17 protein-coding genes are annotated in these 19,001 nt (G+C 43.9%); 4 read left to right on the forward strand and 13 right to left on the reverse strand.

Features of this window, described 5'->3' with window-relative positions; all coding sequences use genetic code 11:
- Window positions 1-7: 7 nt before the first annotated feature.
- From Q0499_RS00485 to rdgC, 11 genes are all read right to left on the reverse strand, one after another.
- Entirely contained in the window at window positions 8-1,087 is a 1,080-nt protein-coding gene (locus Q0499_RS00485; RefSeq protein ID WP_299194651.1) for a hypothetical protein, read from the reverse strand.
- Between the two features lie 31 nt (window positions 1,088-1,118).
- Entirely contained in the window at window positions 1,119-2,060 is a 942-nt protein-coding gene (locus tag Q0499_RS00490; RefSeq protein ID WP_299194654.1) for an ATPase, T2SS/T4P/T4SS family, read from the reverse strand.
- A gap of 2 nt (window positions 2,061-2,062) precedes the next feature.
- Entirely contained in the window at window positions 2,063-2,605 is a 543-nt protein-coding gene (locus Q0499_RS00495) for a type 4 pilus major pilin (protein ID WP_299194658.1), read from the reverse strand.
- Between the two features lie 32 nt (window positions 2,606-2,637).
- Window positions 2,638-3,720, reverse strand: a complete 1,083-nt coding sequence (locus Q0499_RS00500) for a hypothetical protein (RefSeq protein ID WP_299194661.1) — start codon at window positions 3,718-3,720, stop codon at window positions 2,638-2,640.
- On the reverse strand, window positions 3,720-5,432 hold the full coding sequence (locus Q0499_RS00505) for an ATPase, T2SS/T4P/T4SS family (protein WP_299194664.1): 1,713 nt from the start codon (window positions 5,430-5,432) through the stop codon (window positions 3,720-3,722). Before Q0499_RS00505 ends, Q0499_RS00500 begins: the two co-directional genes overlap by 1 nt.
- Window positions 5,433-5,436: 4 nt before the next feature.
- Window positions 5,437-5,922, reverse strand: a complete 486-nt coding sequence (locus Q0499_RS00510) for a hypothetical protein (protein WP_299194667.1) — start codon at window positions 5,920-5,922, stop codon at window positions 5,437-5,439.
- A gap of 67 nt (window positions 5,923-5,989) precedes the next feature.
- On the reverse strand, window positions 5,990-7,291 hold the full coding sequence (locus Q0499_RS00515) for a hypothetical protein (protein ID WP_299194671.1): 1,302 nt from the start codon (window positions 7,289-7,291) through the stop codon (window positions 5,990-5,992).
- Between the two features lies 1 nt (window position 7,292).
- The gene (locus Q0499_RS00520; protein ID WP_299194674.1) at window positions 7,293-8,861 is read right to left on the reverse strand and encodes a hypothetical protein; all 1,569 of its coding nucleotides are present in this window, start codon (window positions 8,859-8,861) and stop codon (window positions 7,293-7,295) included.
- Between the two features lie 2 nt (window positions 8,862-8,863).
- Window positions 8,864-9,436 carry a TcpQ domain-containing protein gene (locus tag Q0499_RS00525; protein WP_299194678.1) on the reverse strand — a complete coding sequence of 191 codons (573 nt, stop codon included), beginning with the start codon at window positions 9,434-9,436 and terminating at the stop codon, window positions 8,864-8,866.
- Between the two features lie 13 nt (window positions 9,437-9,449).
- Window positions 9,450-9,917 carry a hypothetical protein gene (locus Q0499_RS00530; protein WP_299194681.1) on the reverse strand — a complete coding sequence of 156 codons (468 nt, stop codon included), beginning with the start codon at window positions 9,915-9,917 and terminating at the stop codon, window positions 9,450-9,452.
- Between the two features lie 61 nt (window positions 9,918-9,978).
- The gene (rdgC, locus tag Q0499_RS00535; RefSeq protein WP_299194683.1) at window positions 9,979-10,968 is read right to left on the reverse strand and encodes a recombination-associated protein RdgC; all 990 of its coding nucleotides are present in this window, start codon (window positions 10,966-10,968) and stop codon (window positions 9,979-9,981) included.
- Between the two features lie 16 nt (window positions 10,969-10,984).
- Between rdgC and dnaG the strand changes: the two genes are divergently transcribed.
- Both dnaG and Q0499_RS00545 read left to right on the forward strand, forming a co-directional pair.
- Window positions 10,985-13,012 carry a DNA primase gene (dnaG, locus tag Q0499_RS00540; protein WP_299194686.1) on the forward strand — a complete coding sequence of 676 codons (2,028 nt, stop codon included), beginning with the start codon at window positions 10,985-10,987 and terminating at the stop codon, window positions 13,010-13,012.
- A 721-nt stretch (window positions 13,013-13,733) separates the two neighbouring features.
- Window positions 13,734-14,990, forward strand: a complete 1,257-nt coding sequence (locus Q0499_RS00545) for a hypothetical protein (protein ID WP_299194689.1) — start codon at window positions 13,734-13,736, stop codon at window positions 14,988-14,990.
- A gap of 269 nt (window positions 14,991-15,259) precedes the next feature.
- Here the strand turns inward: Q0499_RS00545 and Q0499_RS00550 are convergent, their stop codons facing one another.
- Together Q0499_RS00550 and Q0499_RS00555 are read right to left on the reverse strand one after the other, a co-directional pair.
- Window positions 15,260-16,009 carry a DNA/RNA non-specific endonuclease gene (locus tag Q0499_RS00550; RefSeq protein ID WP_299194691.1) on the reverse strand — a complete coding sequence of 250 codons (750 nt, stop codon included), beginning with the start codon at window positions 16,007-16,009 and terminating at the stop codon, window positions 15,260-15,262.
- A complete protein-coding gene (locus tag Q0499_RS00555) occupies window positions 15,990-16,493 on the reverse strand; it encodes a hypothetical protein (protein ID WP_299194693.1) in 504 nt (167 codons plus the stop codon). The genes Q0499_RS00550 and Q0499_RS00555 overlap by 20 nt, the downstream gene beginning before the upstream one ends.
- Window positions 16,494-17,027: 534 nt before the next feature.
- On the opposite strand from Q0499_RS00555, the gene Q0499_RS00560 reads away from it, so the two are divergent.
- A complete protein-coding gene (locus Q0499_RS00560; RefSeq protein ID WP_299194696.1) occupies window positions 17,028-17,882 on the forward strand; it encodes a ParA family protein in 855 nt (284 codons plus the stop codon).
- Window positions 17,883-17,893: 11 nt separating this feature from the next.
- A complete protein-coding gene (locus tag Q0499_RS00565) occupies window positions 17,894-18,997 on the forward strand; it encodes a ParB N-terminal domain-containing protein (protein ID WP_299194698.1) in 1,104 nt (367 codons plus the stop codon).
- Window positions 18,998-19,001 lie beyond the last annotated feature (4 nt).

Genomic DNA, 19,001 nt, shown 5'->3' on the forward strand with positions numbered 1-19,001 from the left:
CCATTATTCATTTCAGTTTGCAGCAGTTAAAACCATTCCATTCTCCTGAGTCGCTACCTCGCCGGTAACCACCCCTAAAAACATATCCGGTCGGGCAAGCGTTGTACGCAACGTTTGTGCCATGATAAGCCCCATAGCATTGTCTGTAGTCTAGCCCACCTGCCCCTTGAACCCCTTTCCAGTTTCCGTTGACGCAGGAGAGTAAATCATCCGTGGCTGTCATTGCCATTTGTCCATTCCCGCTGCAAGCATCTCCCACCACTCTGATCTTCTGAATTTTCAGATTGCCGGAAAGCTGATCGATTGTTGCGGTACCGCTTACCGTTAGATTTGATGTCGAGGTATCAGTCGCACCAAGATTAGTTATAGTGCCATTTGTTGCCGTCAGGGTTGTGCTATCAAGAGTCGTTATCGTTCCGTTGGTTGCGATCACGTTGTTGGTATTAAAACTGGAGGCTGAAGCATTGCCGAGGGACGATGTATTAAATGTCCCGGTGGATGCAGTAATCACACCTACGTTATCGAGATTGTTTCCGCCCATATCAAGGCTACCATTCATCGAATCGCCAGCTCGCTTTACATAAATGCTGGTCGCGTTGTTAACGGAAATAGTTGCTGTTATGACTCCGTTGATATCCTCTGAATAGGTAACGACACTGTGCATGGAGTCTCTATTGGTAGCTTGTGCTTCTCGCACCACCCTTGCAGCTCCTATCACTTTCACCTTAGATCCCTCAACCAGCGCAGGCCAGGTAGTCACAACGGTGGTGACACCTCCAGAGTTGGTCACTACAGAGGTTGGAGATCCTCCAAATCGGCTTGTAGTGAAACTAAAAGAACAGGGTAGATAAGCGGTTGTTCCTCCGGTCGTTATGCCGCAATCGCTATTACTTTTAAGCCAATTTGTTCCTGTATACGTTCCAGATAATGCGGTTGCGCCTTGATCGACAACCCATTCAGTAATAGCTGTTGAATGCTCTGCAATTACACTTCCTAGAGCATAAAAGCTGTCATTTTCTTCATTCTTGGCTGCATAGTTCATGTAGCCGGTGAACGCAAGGCCAAAGATGAAAACAACAATCATCATTTCGACTATCAGATATCCGCGTTGAAACGACTTACTTACCACGGGATTCTCCAATACGGGCATTGTTCTGAAGGGTTACGAGGTCTCGAATTGAATGTGTCTTTTCTTGCGAAAGTATGGCGTTTAAGTCATTACCGCCTTCTAGCGTTGTAAATTTAACTTCAGACGCGCCACTGAGCGTTACTATTTTATGTTGATTGATCAGGAGTCTTAACATTTTGCCAAGCGACTCCCGAACATATGCTCCATTTCCGCACAAATTAAGAAATCGGAGTACTGACGATTGAATGTCTTCGCCGTGAATAGTCGCAAGTACAGATGTACCATTCAGCATAGCTCTCAGGGCTTCCTGAGCTGTGTTCTGATCACGGATCTCACCCAAAAGCATGTATGACGGCACTCCGCTCGGAAAGCTTCTCATCATGCTTCTGATCAAGGGGGCAAAGTCACCGCCTTCCACTTCATGTTGCCAACAAATGCCATTGTCACCATATTTCCCTTGTAAATCATATTCTGGTGGATCTTCTAATGTTCTGGCCACACCGCCTGTCAATGTCAACATGTAATTTAGTAAAGCAGCGGCTGTTGTTGATTTACCGGATCCAAGCGGACCGGTTACGAGATATAAGCCGCCCGTTTGTTTTAACTGTTTCTGTACAGTGCGAGGAAAATAAGAAGGGAACTTAATCCCTTCTTTATTCTCTTTATCGAGGGAGGGTCTAAATGAAGGAACACGTCTCAGTGAGTACTGCTTACCTGTTTTTGTGCAGCCAAGGTGCGCCCTGAAAATAGTTCCTTCATACGTTATAAATCGATCCTTTCCTACTTCCATTTCCAGAGTGGAAAGCTTATCCAGGATCCCTTTTAGAACCTCTTCATTTACGTTTTGTGATAACACATTATTTGACAGAACCGTGCTCTCAGCTAAACGGTCTACTTCAATAAAGAGGTCTGCAATGGAATCCAGATTCATAGTTAAGCTTTCCGAAGAGTTACACCAACAGTTGCCGTAGAAACAGCGCAGGCTGTTGTTGCAGTCGCGTTATTCAGCACTCCACCTACGGTTTTAACAGTAGTCGTACCGACCAGAACTTCATCAGCTGAATCGGAAGTTTTTGATACATAGTTCAAGCAAGCATCTGCAGGAACTGTATTGACCATTTGAATGGCTCCATTTGCTGTTCCGCCTGTCAGTGTTCCTGCAGTAAATACAATTGAATAGCCCCAAAGGTTACTGATCGTTGTTCCACTGATAGTGGCATCATCCGGTACACCGGCATCAATAACCATTTGATTGTTCAAACCTGTATATGGTCCCCGAGGATATTTCGTTTTGAGGTCATTCAGATAGCCTTGTGTGATCTGACCTTCACTGTTTGCTGTTGCTGATCCCATAGCTTTTACGCCCAGATAACCAAGTGGAATTGCAACAATTGCGATAATGGCTATCGCTATAATCATTTCAATCAAGGTAAAACCTTTCTGCTGCTTTTGGGTTTTAACGATTTTTGCTTTCATTTTGTTACTCCGATATTTGATATATTTTTGAACTAAAGGTTGTTGTTTAAAGAATTCATAGCAACAAGCATGAAACTTGAAATGAGTAATCCCACGCTGCTCCCTATTAATGCAAGACTAATAAAATTTACTGTTTGATTTACCCGAGCCATACGTTTCTCAACCTTTTCCCGGGTTCTTTCTGCAGCTCTCATATAAAATATTTTCTTATCTCCACCAGCACCCACAGCGGTTAATACACTTTGAATTTCCTGGTTGATTAGGGGGTTATTGAGCATCGGGTTACCAGAACCCGAATCTATTCTGATAGTCATCATGTCGTAACACTCTCTTAGCCAGAGGTTTGACGGATGTGCAGCTTTTCTCAGGGTACGAATTGCCTCACTTTCTGAGTACACCTCTGAAAGTGCGGCCAGGCTTTCAAGCACTGCTTGACCTGTTACATCACGATGAATGTTCCAAGGCGGCATATGATTCATACACCATTTGCGTTTATCCGTATTTGTCCAGCGTGTTAGTGAAGCACTAATGCTGAAAAATATAATGACAAGCACCAACACCAGAATTGAAGCCCACACAGGCATTGTGCCAATCACGTTACGCACCACTTGCGAAAAACCAGGCCATTGCTCAACCGGCGTTATTTTTTCGAGTACCGGAAACAATCCATTCCCGAATAACGCCATCAAGCCAAGAAGAGCGAGTAAGTACAGGCAGAATGTAGTCAGTGTTTTGATCAGTACTCCCTGCATTTTATTCTTGCTTTCCATTCGATCACGGGCTTTTGCTAACCCCTCGCCCAGCTGTCCACCACTCTCTGCGGCAGTAATCAGGATGTATTCATCTTCAGGTACAATCCCTTGCAGCGCGGAGCTAAATGAATTACCTGCCCGAAGACTTTTGATAGAAATATTTTCTAAAAGATCTGCTCTCTTTACCCCTTTTGCATTGGTCTTTTTCAACTCTTTTATCATCTGAGGTAAACCCTCAGACAGACTGCCTATCTGTGATCGGAACTCCAAAACGTCATATAACCATTGGCGTGTTTCAGTGTTTAGTTTTTTGGCAGTGTTGGCTGTTTTGTCAGTTGCAACTAATTGCTTGAAGATACTCATTAGTCTTGAGCCCACTCTCTCGAATCTTCTGTAGTGCTTCCCGTCATCATGCGCACCTCTTCACCAATGATCTGGTTATCACTTGCAATCATGTTGTGGGTCAGAATTTCCAACTTATCTTCAACATCAACAGGAGAAATCATTCCCATCAACATTTTTTTAAACGCATGATCAAAAGCAGTGAAGCCTACGCAATGCTGCGGGTAGTTTTCACTAATCGTTTTTTCAGCATCGAAAACGGAACCTTCTCCGCGTTTAGACAGCCACTCAACACGCGCAGAATCTATCTTCCCTTCAGCTATCTGCTTTCGCACCTCATGATCCATTCTCAGCGGTTCAATACACGCTGTACGGCCTTTAAGACCTTTCCGACAATGCTCACAACCTTCATAGTTTCTGAATCGCAGGTTATGCTTTAGTGATGAACATGCGATGTTGATTCTCGACATCAGACCGGGTGAGCACATGCCCCGCTGTGCCAAATCAGGAGCATATTTAATCGAGCACTTATCACACAAAACCGGCATTAGGCGCTGATATACAATCCCTTTCAAAAAGCCAGATGTGCCTAATAAAGATAATGGCACCCCTAACTCAACAAGCCGTGAGAAAGCGTCAAAGGTTGAGTTACCGTGAAGGGTTACTAATGTCGTATGGCCTGTTAACGCAGCTTCACAAGCACTATGCGCTGTATCTGGCGTTCTCATCTCGCCTTGCAGAATGTAATCAGGGTCTCGACGCATCATTGCGGCTAAGTGTCTTACCCACGCTTCTTGAGTAGTCTCGCCATCAACTGCCGTAACTTGTGTGTGGCGTACACCAGGAATACGAAACTCAACCGGATCTTCTACTGTGACGATATTCTTTCGGCCGCCATGCTCTTTTACGAGTTTTCCTAGAATGGTCGCTGCCGTGGTCGTTTTACCATCACCGGTAGCACCGACCAAAATGAACAGTCCACCACCGCCTTTCAGCATTACATCTTGTATGAGATCTCGTTGGTCTTTCTCATAACCTAGATCTGTTAACTCCATTTCTGTGAAGTTTTTATCAAGATCGATTAAACGCATGGTTACGTGAATTGAGTCTTCATCACCATCCAGCTCAGCATCCTGATACCGCAGTCTGTTCCGCTTATTACATGACGAAATCTTTTCTTGTACTGTTGCAGATTGCGTTTTAGTGGGGGAATAGCTGTTTTTTGAACTAGCGGTATTTCCAGTTTTTGACTGATAAATAGACATGCAAAGTCGTTTTAATCCCAGGTGCGTCATTCCCTCGGACAGCCTGACTCGTTCCAGCTCACCATTAATTCGTAACTGTATGTGCGGATCATCTTTGTATGTGAAAATATGAATATCTGACGCACCGGCATTTACCGCTATGTCAAATAACTCATCAAACATAGATTCTGCATCCGTGTTCGATACTTCAGCTTTATCTGTTGAAATACGATTTTTAATACGCTCTACATCGGATTCACCCACCAGATGAAATGCAGCTTTATGCGGTCTCAAGTAGTTTTCTAAAGCCAGTTTTGCCATCATATCTAGCTTTTTTTGAGACAAAACATAAACAGAGGAGTCGCCTGCTTGATGACCAAAGAATACTTCGCCTGGAACTTGAGCAGGCATTGGTTTTGACATGAACTGGTTAGAGACTTGTAGCTTTCTCAACAGATCTTCATTACCGGCGTGATATTGAGTATTCATGGTGTTAACCCTCATCCGCAATGTTAGAGAAATAGACTTTGGCCGTTGCTCTGTCCTTTGTCAGGGTCATATAGTTAGCGCTAATCTTTGTAATTTCCCAGCCTTTAATAATGCTGCCTTTGTTGACCCGATAAACCCGGCCATTAATGAAAATATCTGCTGTCGGGCTTGTCTGATCACGCCATAGAGAAATTAGCTCAATCTCCTCTGAAAAAGTTGGCTTCTCTGTCTTCTTCGTTTCGGAATCTAACCCAGGCGATCTTTGAGTGGCCAATGCAGCTTTGACTGACTGCTCAAGGGTCTCAACAAAGGTTATTGAATCGCTACTGTTAGTCTTCTCAACAGGAGCCTCAATTCTGACTTTACTATCACGGATATCTGCAAGTCGTTCCATTACAGCTTTAACGTGATCCAGTCGTTGAATCTCTCGCTCTCTCTCCAGCTGTTTGTCCGGCACTGAGTTCATAAGACTGTTAATTTCGTCATCCATGAGTTCTGAATGAGCTGGACTGGCAACAAACAACGTTGAAACCAGCATGATTAAAAGAGTTTTACTATTAATGCAGTACATACGCGCCTTCAATAACCACGGAGGTTGTTTTAGTTGTGTCATCGGAAAGCTGAACTTTTACGCCCCGAACTTTCACCCAATCCACTAACGGCAAATCTTTGATAACGCTCGTTAGCTTCGAATAGTTTCCTGATACTTCCCAGACCCCTTCTCTATGTAAGTACTGCGGCGGTAAAAATGTGGCACCCGGAATGTTTGAAGAAATGGGATTCATCAATTTGGTTTTGAACCCGATTTGACTAAAGGTAAGCAGCTGTTCTGTAAATTCAACGATCCCTTCACCACGCTCGGAACTTTTAAACGGAGGGCTAAATCTGAAACTACAGTTAGCACTAAATCCTTGAGGATCCAGATCAAATGAGGCGCATCGGTGTACAGCATATGCTCGAAGCGGCGCGGTGCTGCTGTTGTTGGTATTTACGAATGTAGCAATGCAACTACCCTGAACCACATGACAGTTCAGCACCTGGAGAGGCCAGGGAGCGTCTAAAATATCTGAATCATTAATCAATTGATCAACAACCGTCATCGCTGATTGAAGAGTGGGTTCTTCCTGCAACTTGCGATAATAATTTTCAGCAGCAATAATTGATTGTTGCTCCTGCTCTTTTTGTATCTCTTCCGGACTTTTACTGAAAAAATTAAAATTAATGTCGAAAACCATTGCATAAAAATAAGCAACGCCTATTAACACTAAAAAAATGAGCAGGTGCTTTCCATAGCCAACCTTTTTACCAACAGGGCCTGCTAATAAAATGTCTTGCTTTGATAAACTACTGAGAATCGTATCTAGTGATACGTTGACACACTTCTCTGCCGGTACGCCAAATTCATCCAGAGCCCCACCGGCAAAATAAGTACTATGCCCCTCTTCACTGGAAGCATCGGAATAACGTAGCGCTTCCGCTTCGGCTTCTGCTTTTGTTAGCTGTGCGCCTGTTTCAGTGAGGATCACACCGTTAACGATCATGCAGACCCAGAAACCATCGGTTAATGAGTCAATAACAATCCAGGCAATATCGTCTTCAGTTCTCTCAGAAACCTGCTGCTTTGCGTAAAGAGCCGCTGCAGATACGAGTTTCTTTTTTGACTTAATCCCTTTTAAAGAACAGAAACCCTTCTGAGTGCCCTCTGATAGAAAGTTCTTAAATATTCTAGCGTCTTGCAGACCTTCTGAGCGAATACGAGCAGTGATATCCGTATCGTCTTCAAGAGGCAACCAATCAACACCGGTCAGTATTGAGTAGTTACCTATCGCATGTTTTTCAATTTCTTTGATTTCTGACATATCAGACTCGCTTAATGATATGTGGTGTTACAAAGATGATTAGGAGATCGCGGCTTTCTCCTGAAGACTGGCCACCACCGAGGAGCCAAAAGCTGCTATCGCCTGTCCCTTCTTCTCCCGTTCTCAGATTGGAATTGATATACCCAGATAACATTGCGGTATCGCCATCGCGCAGGACTTTTGTAGTTTTCAGTTCTTTGGATGTAGTGGTTGAATACTTCGATGTCGATGTCGAAGTAGTGACTGTTTCAAAAGTCGGCTGACCCTTCATGATCGCAACGATATTCATGATGATCTGATTATCGGCCGTGATCCGAGGGAGAATGTTCATATCAAACCCTGGAGTGACGACGGCCTTCTCTGATGAAACGGTTGTCACTCCTTGGTCTACCGTTACTGTAGTATTTGATGGATATTCAATAGTGCTAACATCACGCAATGTCGCGTAAGTGTTATTCATAACCGTTTTTGTATCTCTTGTTACAACTGATACGTGCGTTTTTTTAGCAAGCGCCTTCAGCAGCAACTGTGAACCATTTAGTCTGCCTGCATTCGATGTTATGCCAGCTTGATTGAGGAAAGTCTGTGAGAGCGCCGGGGTATTGGAAAGCACTGAAAGTGAAGCATCTCCGAGATCGGCAAGCAGAGAGTCCCAAACGACACCTACATCTTTTCCATCACTCTTTGTTACCCGGACAACCTCAACATCAACAGCAACCTGTCTTAGGAGATTGTCATTTTCATTTTTTACGAAGCTGCCAATTATTTCCAATTTATCTGGGGTGTCTGTTACGACAATACCCCCAGAGTTGGGCAACGAGCGTACTTGCCCAAACTCAGACAACATTGAAGTAATAGTCTCGGTGTACAGTTCATAGCTTCCACCGGTAAACTTACTGCTACTTGCGGTATTCAACCCACCAGAATTGGAACCAGAGACTCCTGTAGAGCTGATATCAAGATTTTCTTCAAGAAGGAAATTCAGACGAAATGTGTCCGTTTTCAGCTTATAAAAAGTAACGGAGCCTTCATCATATCGCCAAAAAACATTAAATGAGCTGGCCAGCTTATTCAAAGCTACTTCTGCTGTAGATTTTAAAAATACTCGTTCTCGCATTGAAAGCGGTGACAGGCGTTTTTGATTATCTACAATCAGTTTATCAATGGTTTTGTTTGCGGTTTCTTCTGAAGCGACAGCTGAACTGGATCCGCTTGATTCCTGTAAATCTGAGTTAATACTGCTATCAATCGTATAAATATCCTGGCCTATTCGGACAGGCACCCCAATTTGCTCTGACAGGTTGTTAGCATAATATTTAAGGTCAAGTGCTGTTCGAGGATCGATATAAACCTGTTTTTTCAAGTATAACGGCAGCTCTTCAGGCTCTAAATAGGTTGTCCCAGCTACAAATGGTAGTGAATGCCGTTTAAAACCTGCATTTTCCATTCTGACTTGCTCTAGCCGCTGCTCATTAAAAGCTAGATTGCTATCAACTTTCGGCGCAATCGTTTCATTAATACAGCCGGTCAGCATGGCTAAGCAGGCTCCGGCAATAATTACTTTTTTCATGTTTAACGCACCACCACAACTTTGTTTGCATAGAATTCGGGATCTAGCTCACTACCGGAGTTACGCAGGGCGCGAAATAACGCTTCTACTGCATGATCGAATGTTCCGTAAAAGTCAGCCCCGGCCAGAACGTCTTGATTCTTCCTGGTATCCCAAACAACGTGCCAGAGGCTTGCGGCATCCCACTCATATAGTTGATCCTGGATTTTCTTACCGGGAACAATTCGCCAATGCTGTTCAACCACCAGTTCATTCCCCAGGACATAAAAACGTAACGGAAAGTTTTGAGTAAACTGTTTAGCAATAACAGACGTTGATCCACGAACATTCCCACGGATATTGTGAAAGAAGGTTTCCGCTTCATAACGCAATTTGAGGCCTGCATTATCAGCAAGCTGCTGGAGAGCTGATTCAACAGAGCCCGGCTGCATTTCAAACATGTACTCATCGACAGAAACTACTGACTCATACTGTGCTTGTTCCGTTTGCACCTGAACTTGAACTTGCTCTTTATGGTTGGCAACGCATCCTGAGAGGATAATTGCCATCATGAACGTATACGCGACTTTCTTCATTGCTGCTGGCCTGTCAATTCGGATCAAAACTGATCGTTTGGTTTTTATAAACTTTGACCTGACCATCCAATTCTGTGTAATCAAGAATACCTTGGAGCACTCCTAATGAATCTGCAGCTCCAATCTGGATATCGTTGGTCACGTTGTAGTCAGCTAAGGTCCACTGCCCACCAGCAAAACCCAGTTCTTTCATCAAAGCGGGAATCTGTTTCTGTAAGCTGCCGGAAGCAATGTTCAGTACAACGGTAGGCGTAACAGAAACGGGATTATCTGATTCTGTCATAACACCCGTAGCCGTATAGACATCCGAATCTGCAGGATCTCCCCCCGCTTTGATTTCCCAATCCATTTCTGACAGTGCCAGGTCATCCAGTACACTTTTGGGCAGAAAATGAACCGTCATTGAGACCGGTGAGCTGACAGCAACAGGCGATATCGTTATCGCAAGAAACGCCGGAATTAAAAGTTTCAACATAGTCATATTGATTATCTATTTAAACATTTCAGACAAAAATAATACTAATTTCATTGCAGCGCAAGGATTACACAGTTTTGATTGCTAAAACTTTCTGCACTAAAATGGCCAAAGCGTTCATCCAAACGAGAAATTCACTTTCCTTCATCGCTTCAACATCAGTGTGGTTTTCGCGCTCAGACTTGACGATCTCTCCACAATAAGGCTTGAGATCAATCTGTGATATGACCCCGTTTGCGTGGAGCATCATGCTAACCAATGCCTCATTTTCATCAGCGATTTTCGTTAGAAGTTTAACTTTGTGGATGTCTTTGTCGGCGTGAAGATGCTCACGAACTTCAGCTGATTCTGCATTGTGATGTTTCAATGTCGCGCTTGAAGATTCTGCCCCTTTCAGCTGCATATCATCACCAACACTGAAGCCTTGCTCTACGGCTGATTCTGTCGTCGCTACCCATTGTGTAAGGGTGTCCTGGAGGAAGGGCGATATAGTGTCAGCACTGTAACGTAACTTGATGTCTTGAGGCTCTAAGGCCCTGTTAAGCTTATCTACAAAGAACTCAACAGTTGCGGGCTCTGATATCAATAAATACAACCGATTATTCAGGGAATTGAATACGGCTTTAATATAACTGTCGTCTGCGTGTATTTCTTTCAACAAGCTATGTTTTACTTTGTCTCTCAGCTCTTTTCTTCGTGCTTTATCCAGTACGATCTTTTCTTTCTTTTCGACTTCCCGTATCTCTTTATTCCAGGCTCTTGATAGCCGACTTTTATTAATTTTTTTTCTATCATGCCGAAGGTTCATGATCGCATAAGGATTGATGCGTCTGAGCTTTGGACCCATCGCTTCAAGCTCATCTACAAAGAAGAATCCCCAGGACTCCTCCATTGCGGGGGAACACTCTTTGAAACTTAACTTATCCAGAGCCTCTTCGAGCATATCAAGATCAATTTTAGGGGTATCAATCGAGATAACCCGTTTCGGGATGATCATATTTTGCACACCTTGCTGATGAGTAATACAATATTCATATTGATATTCTATATGAAACATTCAGAGAAACAATATTATGGAAACTACGAACAGTAGCGGAATGATACCTCAAGACTTTATTGATGATCTTGCGGCCAAGGTTAACTTAGTAGACTTCATGACCGAAAAATACGGCACAAAGTTTAAAGTTGTCGGATCAAACGCAGTAGCCAGCTGCCCCAGCCCCAGCCATCCAGATAAAAGCCCTTCGTTTAGCGTATCAACAGCCAAGAATCTCTGTAACTGCCACAGTTGCGGCTTTGGCGGCAACATTTTTAAAGTTGTTGAACAACTGGAAAATGTAAGCTTCCCTGAAGCCGTCAAAGTTGTAGCGAATCACGCTGGCTTTGATGTCCCTGGCACTTTCAAAACATCATCATCCACCGGTCGTCGTGATGTTCTCCGGAGTATGCTGGAATCAGCCCGGGACACCTTTCGTTCTAACTATAAGCAGAATGAAAATCCTGAAATTAATCGAATGATTAGTGATCGAGGGTTTACGCCGGAAATGGTCAACAAGTTTCAACTGGGTGTTGCCCTTGCATCTTGGAACCAGATCACTAATCAGTTTGGTAACTACAACAGGGCACAACTACTATCCGATTCCGGCCTATCTGTTTATCAGCCAAAGGAATCTGAAGACGGTAAGAACAAGCTTTACGATCGTTTCAGGGATGCCCTGATTTTCCCAATTCGGGATACCAGCGGATCCACTATAAGTTTCGGGGCACGATTTAAAGACGGTGTTAAACCAAAATACATAAACGGCATAGAAACCGAGCTGTTCAAGAAGCACCGGGTAATGTATGGCTTATATGAAACAATTCAGACGGAACGAAAACGGGACAAGATAGCAGTCGTTGAAGGTTACACGGATGTTATTAGTATGCACCAGGCCGGTTTAGATTATGCCACCGCACCGATGGGCACCGCTCTCACAGATGACCAAATCAGGTTATTGCTACGTCATACCAATGACCTGGTATTCTGTTTCGACTCTGATAGAGCAGGAAAGATCGCAGCCCAAAAAGCACTGAATACTGTACTCCCGTTCATCAACGACGAACGTAAATTCAGTTTCTGTCATCTACCTTCCGGCCACGATCCTGATAGTTTGCTAAAGCAGTTTGGTGCTAAAGCCATGGAAACTACTCTGGAGCAATCAAAACCTTTGAGCCGTTACATCATAGATACCCTATTTGACGGTCGGCCTACTAACAATCGGGAGTCACTTGCTAAAATTGGCCTGCAATTCTCAGATATGCTCAATCAGATACCAGCCTCATTGTTCAAAAGCGACCTCATAAAACAATTTGAGCAGCTGACTGGGATAGAGCTGGCGGGGGCTTTGAATGTTGAGTTCTCTACGGATAGCGCACAACCACATCAGCTAATTGAACTTAGCGATACTATACGGCGGGTAACCTCTTCACAACTCAAGGTTGAACCTAACAAAATAAACGTAAGAATAAATTCAGACTGTGTACGGCCTGCAGGTCTCAATAGCATTTTTGTTAATCAGAGCAGTGTACTGCAGCAATCTCTACCGGCCGGATCCTCTGACGTTGCTTACATCAAATTTATGAACACTGCAGCAGAGCATATCATTCAAAATTTGAGCTTGAGCATAAAGGACATCAGTGGCATTCCTCTCAACCAGCTAATTGTCGATGCGGGAGCAGCTGCCAGCCCAAACCCGGCGATCAACCGTTTATCCGCGCTTGCTACTTCACAGCTCAAAAACGTACTGATCAACAATGATCTTCCTCATATGCTTCGACTGCTGGCCAGCGAGATAAATAGAGTAGCTGACATGAACAATTTTTTAGCTAAGAAAAAATCGCCCCAGTGCCAGGCATCAGAAGCGCTTTGTGCTCAGATCACAAAATGTGGTGACCGGAGTATCCGTTACGTACTGAAGCTTTCTGAACACTCTCCCAGCAATTCTTATCACGCCCGGTATAATCAATCAGCTCAAATGCTTCACGCAGCTCTGGAGCGGCTAGGAGAGCATCATAATAGCGTTCGTAGTCATACAGCGCAGCAGATAAGCCCGTCTATGTAGCACTGATAAAACTGCAACCAAACGGCAGCGTTCGCTGCCGTTTTCACTTCTTCCGTAAACTACACGATCCCCACCACTGCAATAGATCAGGTATAAAGTAGTGGGTAAGATGTAGCGCATAGCACTGTATTAGCCTTAATATGGAGCCCTCCGGCATAATTACCCGCTCTTTTGTCAGCAGACGCTGCCTGCATCATTGTGTAAAATACGATATTGCAGTTTTGATCTATATCTATGTTTAGTTGAAATAGTTTTCCACAATTTCTGTGGATTATTACTGTATAAAAAGTGAACAAAGCTGTATATCTTGTGGACAGGAATACCACGTAATGGGAATGATGATGCGTAAGTCATTGGGATCATGCAGCATAAGTACTTGGAATAAGGCAGCGTAAGTACTTGGGATAAAGCGGCTCATGTAATTGGGATGAAGCAGCTTATGTAATTGGTATCACGTAGAATAATTGCTGGGAATGAGGTAGCGTATCCGTCATAAGCTATTGATTCAATTGAATATTGGTTCTTACAAAAATAACCTCTCCTTTCTTAATCTTTACTAACCTTTACTAACCCTTTTTATCCTCTTTCACTCTTTTTATAAGAAAAGAATAAAATCAGCATTGTGCAAATTTTAACCAATTGGTTAGGGCTTTGAATTACTTCTTGCATACGTATCTGAGTTACATACAATCGGATAATCAATAAAAACTAGGCTTACGCTATGAGTGAGAGAAACAGTATATTAACAGTCGAACAGAAGCGAGAACCGAAAAGCTCGCAGTTTCTCAGGGCTGAGAATATTCACCGTCCCCCTCAGATCGAGCTATTTAGTGATCCAAATAGTATTCCAACGGGTTTTACTCATGGTCTTGAACTCGTTAACAGTATTCCATGGTTTGAACCGGATAAAAAAACGTTAACAATCCGCGGTGCTGCAACTCCCTCAGATTTGATTTTAACTCGTTTATGTACCATCGCTGGTCAGAAAATCGAATTGACAGTAAAAGCAGCAACGCTTAATGACTGCTATCGATTCCCTGGCGGCAGAGAAGAGCTTGTATTTGATGCGCTTTTAAAGATAGCCAGTGAAGGCCATAACGGCGTATTCATTGAAGACAGTTCAGCGGTTGCTTTTTCGCTATCAAAAGTTCACCGAACGCTGAAATTACATAATGGCGGCAAAGCCAAGTTCAATCTCAATGAGATCAAAGAAGCACTCATAGTCTTGAACACATCAGCCTTTGATATCCGTCTATTTGATCCAGAAGGCGGCAGTGAATCATATTCTGATAATTTGATCTCAGGTCTTGGTGTGTTATCACGCGACGACTGGTTAACAAGCTCAGATAAAGATGTAACGTGTTATGCCCGGTTCCATCCGATGGTGACCCAGGCAATAAAGAAAATGCGTGTGCGGCCCTACAGCCTGACTCACAACGTACAATTTACATCACCTGCGGCAAGACGCTTACACAAACACCTCTCCATGGTATACAAGCAAGCTTCGATAGCTCACCCCTATACGATCAGCTTACAGACGGCCCTTTCTCTTGTAGGGTACCGGAATAAGAATGAAGCTAAGGTTTATAGTGCTGCTCGGCCCATCGAAAAAGGATTAGACGAATTAGTAGCGAAACGTATTATCCATAGCTGGAATTCAGAGAGCGCGTATTCTTCGGGCCTGAGAGGCCGTCAGGTTGAAGCTGATCGACTGTATACCCTCTACCCTCATGAAGAGTACTGTAAAGCAACTAAGCAGTCTAACGCCATACAGAGCACTATGTCGGCTAAGATGCGTCTTATACAGTCTTTTGCTTCTGAGGAAATTAAACCGATCGAGTCTTTTGACGATTTTGATGCTGTTAATAAGTTGTCGGATATCACTCGTAGAGTTAAATCGATGTCCGGTGATCAGGCGAAGAAGGTCTTGCAGAAAAGGCTGGATGGTGGGGATGATGAAGAGTTAATAACGGAATAAAAAAAGGCACCCAGGAGGTGCCTTTTTTTTTTTGCGTTTATTACTGCCTTTCCCAGCATAATTTGGCCCTGCTCCAGTCGCTCTTCATCAGCTTTACCCTTAACCACTCCCCAAAAGTTGCTCTGAGATCCATCAGCGGCCTTTACCCATTCTGCTATCTTACAGCCTCTGTACTCTCCGATCGGCGGACCTAGCTCGACAATGATGTGTGATAACGGTACTCGTAATCCACTCGACATACTATTCTCCTATCCTTGGTAATTTAAGTATTAGCTCCGATGACAGTTTTTAGTGTTGTACCAGCTGTCAGGACGGTAGTTTTTAAATGAATCTAAATCACCCGGGATGTCATAACCAATACGATTCTGAATCTCTTCTACGGTTGATTCCCAGTCACGTAGTGTGAATCGTGTAGCGTTCGCAGAGTTTGGCATGATCCAGGCGATCTGTTTTGAGCCCTGTTTGATGACTTTCCAATACGCATCTGGAATCGGTGTGCCGTGGGTATCCCGGGTTGCTTTTCTTGCATGAGGCCCTTCCCAGATTACACCGGCATACAGCTCCAAAGGTTGCCCCTGCTCTCTTAGGCATTCAATAATTACATCCGACTCATCCCAGGCACCGGTATTGAGTTCTTTACGTTGAGGCATGATATTCGTCATGTAAAATGTGTCTAAATACCCTTTCATACTGTTCTCATTAGTATTGGCTCCCAGGATATGCCCTCTATGATAGCCTTTAGGGTAGTAATTGGTGCTTGTCTGCTGACAGTTCGCTGGCACGGTCGGGTCCAGTTTAAAATCAATGCCCTTCCGTTGCCGGTTGCCGGTATCTTTACCAACAACTGCCATCATCATTTCCAACCCACGCTTTTCACAGTTCATCACGATTTGAAAGCCATCGTATTCTTTAATGAAATAGTGGTCGGAGTTAGTGGGAATCGTGGAGCTTTCAGCTGACGATACTACAAGAACAGTCAAAGCTATCAGTACCGATGCTTTACGCTTCAGATTCATCATTTTCATTACCTCTTTTTTTAACATCTTGTAAGTGTTTATCTACTTTATGGCGGATATAAAGCAGACCCTGATCGGACAGGGATGCAAACCGATCGCTTTGAATTGGCCGGTTGAGCTTTTCTAATGAGTGATGTGAAATGCCAGTAATTTCACTCAAGACCTTATAGCTTCTACCGTCGAGCCTTAACCCCATTTGAAAGAAGAGTTCAAGAAGCTTATTTCTGTTGCGGGACGCATAGTTTTTGCTGTGTTCAGTTTTAACCCAAACCACTTCTCCGTCATTAATTTCCTCTAAATGGAATAAACAATAAACAGCGTGTGGGTTTTCCTCTGCAACAGCCATTAACTGGCGATAACAACGTGCGTATGTTCCTGATATTTCGGGATATACAAAAACCCACTCAGTACCAACTAGCTTGCGGATTTGATACACACCCAGGTTATATTCGAGTCGCGCAGGCTTGTCCGTCAGCTCCTCTTTCATCACAAAGTCCTCCCCAGGGGTTTCATCACGAAAGAGGAGCTTACATACCTCCTACGGACATCTACATTCCCGTTTTTCACTGAAATAGTGAAAGAATACTCGTCCAAATTAGAAATTATGTATGGTGCGGTCGAGACCTTGGTTTTCTGATTCGTCTCAGTGCAATGAATTTGAATGACTGACTCTTCCCATATATCTAAATGAGAGACACAGCGCTGCAGAACCAATCGAACATAAGAAGGCAGCTGCAAGAGAGAAGCTATTTGTTTGGTTTGAGAGTCGAAGAAATGAACAATCACGATTTTGGAAGCTTTATCGGGCGCTTCCTTATCCGGCATTAAGTATTCTGACGCTTCCATAATCTGGACCTATTTTCGTTATATAAACATTCTATATTGATTACCTATATGAAGTATAGAGGACCAAAAACGGCCAAGTCAACAATATATTACTGTATGATATTATACAGGCTGTTTTCATACGGTAGGTTATCGTTTATAGTAGATTCACTTTTAATCTCCCAGGGAGTTGGATATGGCCAAGATTCTTGTTGTTGCCAATAACAAGGGCGGTGTGGGTAAAACCACAACGACAAATATTACAGCCGCATACATCGGTGGTATTTGTGGTAAACGTGTGCTGCTGGTGGACAACGATCACCAGTGCAACTTGACAGCTTCAGTATTAGATGTGGAATACGGCGATCATTATTTACCAATTCACCCTGAAACCGGTGACCGGCATGATCTATCGGATATATTCTTAGAGCGGCCACTAGCGCCCTACCCTACTAACCTAAAGAATGTTTCTATCATCCCAAATAAGCCGACCAATATTGCATTGGACCAGGCTGGTGAGGACGATATTCAGAAGTTCGTAGACTTTTTCGATCAAGAAATTCTTCACGAAATGTTTGATGTCATTATCATAGATACCCCTCCTGCTAAAGGCGCGATGACGACTGCTGCGCTTAGATCGGGCTCTCATTGCATTATCCCTGTAGTCATGGAGAAGAAGCCCGTAGAAGGCCTTTTTGGAATGTTGCAGAAGATTGATGAGGAACGCAATAATCAGGATCACGATCGTATGATCGACTTGATAGGTATTCTTCCTACAAAATTTGACGCACGTATGCGCCTGCATAAGCAGTATCTGACACAACTCAATGATGCAGAGACTATGGCTCCCATCAGCAAGTTAATGATTCCTTCCCTTTTGCGACAGGGTGATGGTGTTTGTTCTTTTGTAGTTAAAGAGAGGGCAGCAATTAAAGAAATGGAGCTTGTAGGTGCCAACCCTACCACTCCGTTCGCTATGCCTAAAAGTTCTGATGTGTCGAAAGAGTGGAGAGCGTTAGGTAAATTCATCGTAGATAGGATGGCGCTATGAATACTTCAACAGTGTTACTGGGTGGTCCTGCTTCTAAGCCCGGCAGAAAGCACAACAAGTCGCCCCAGGTTAAAAGAGGCGTAAGTATTGATAGTAATCTTGCTTCAGCATTAAAGGCTCAGGGTGATCAGCTTGCAGCTGGTCGGACTAAAACGTTCCCATTGGATAAACTCGCTCCAAACCCCGATAACAAGCGAATTTTCCGTGTTGGTTTGAGTGAGATGCAAGACGTACTCCAAATGTTTTCTGATGCACCGCTGGTCTATGTTGAAGAGAGCGGCCATCTGGTATTTCCTGAGCACGAAGACTTACATCATCCGACCGCGTTAGCCTGGAGCAAACGGCAGGTTTCTTTTTACACCCGTATTCGTGAGCTGGCCTGCTCTATCCAAGAGCATAAAGGGCTGCTTCAACCTTTGGAGGTTTTCCCTCACGATGATCTCTTTATGTTGAATATCGGCCATCGACGCTGGTATTCGGCTCATTTTACGGGTATCGATAAGCTTGAGGCTGCAGTAAGAGAAAAGGTTAATGAATCAGCGCTTCAGTCTGCTACGCGGCGTTATGATGAGAACTCGAAGCGTGAAGATCTGTGTCTCTACGAGAATATTGAAAGCGCGAACCAAATAGCCGTCTTAATGGCGCAGGAGCTTGGCAGAAAGCCTAAACAGGTGGAGTTAGCCCGGGCTCTTTCGATATCAAAGTCTGAAATGTCCTTCTTGCAGCGTATATTGACGGCTGAGCTTTCTGAAGCGGAGATGCAGCTTATTCTTGATCATGAACTTGAAGACCTTCGCACAGTTGCAGAGATTTGTCGCCTGAGCGATCCAGAGCAGCGTGGAGAGGTTTTCCAGGCTTACATCAAGCATGGCAACACAGTAGCCAGAAATATGGTTCTGAGACTTCTGGAGGCTGAAGATGGGGACGGGACGCTTTCAGTAACCCCCCCAAAAAGGGCTGTACAAATTAAGCCAACCAAAGGCGCGGTGAAACACCTCGTTACCCTGCTCCAGGGTGTACAGCCTGATCTGGTTGCTGGCTTAGATGATCAGGCTTCACCTAAAGAGATATTATCAAGTATTCTTTCTCGCTTAGATGACTTTGATAAGGAGTGATGTT

Source organism: uncultured Amphritea sp. (assembly GCF_937127095.1).
Classification (GTDB): Bacteria; Pseudomonadota; Gammaproteobacteria; order Pseudomonadales; family Balneatricaceae; genus Amphritea.